Source organism: Streptomyces olivaceus, assembly GCF_000721235.1.
In the GTDB taxonomy this organism is placed as follows: Bacteria; Actinomycetota; Actinomycetes; order Streptomycetales; family Streptomycetaceae; genus Streptomyces; species Streptomyces olivaceus.
The window spans coordinates 1-318 of the sequence record NZ_JOFH01000154.1 but is presented as its reverse complement, the minus strand read 5'-3'; the positions used below and the strand labels follow the sequence as shown (position 1 = coordinate 318).

At 68.9% G+C, this 318-nt stretch carries 1 protein-coding gene; it reads left to right on the top strand.

All coding sequences use genetic code 11. The features are described 5' to 3' along the window. Positions 1 to 36: 36 nt before the first annotated feature. The coding region (locus IG94_RS39520) for an acyltransferase domain-containing protein (RefSeq protein ID WP_282916630.1) at positions 37 to 318 on the top strand (282 nt) is incomplete at its 3' end.

The following is a 318-nucleotide window of genomic DNA, read 5'->3' as shown; positions in this document are numbered from 1 at the left end:
GCTGCGGGTCGTGCGGTGCGTGGGCATCGTGCGGTGGTGGCGGGTGCGTCGCGGGAGGAGTTGTTGGGTGGGGTGCGGGCGTTGGCCCGGGGTGAGGGTGGTTCGGGTGTGGTGGGGGTGGGGGCGGATGCTGCGCGGGCGGTGTTCGTGTTTCCGGGTCAGGGGTCGCAGTGGGTGGGTATGGCGTTGGGGTTGTTGGGTGATGTGCCGGTGTTTGCTGAGCGGTTGGGGGAGTGTGCGGCGGCGTTGGAGCCGTTTGTGGATGTTCCGTTGTTGGAGGCGTTGGGTGATGGGGTGGCGTTGGGTCGGGTGGAGGTG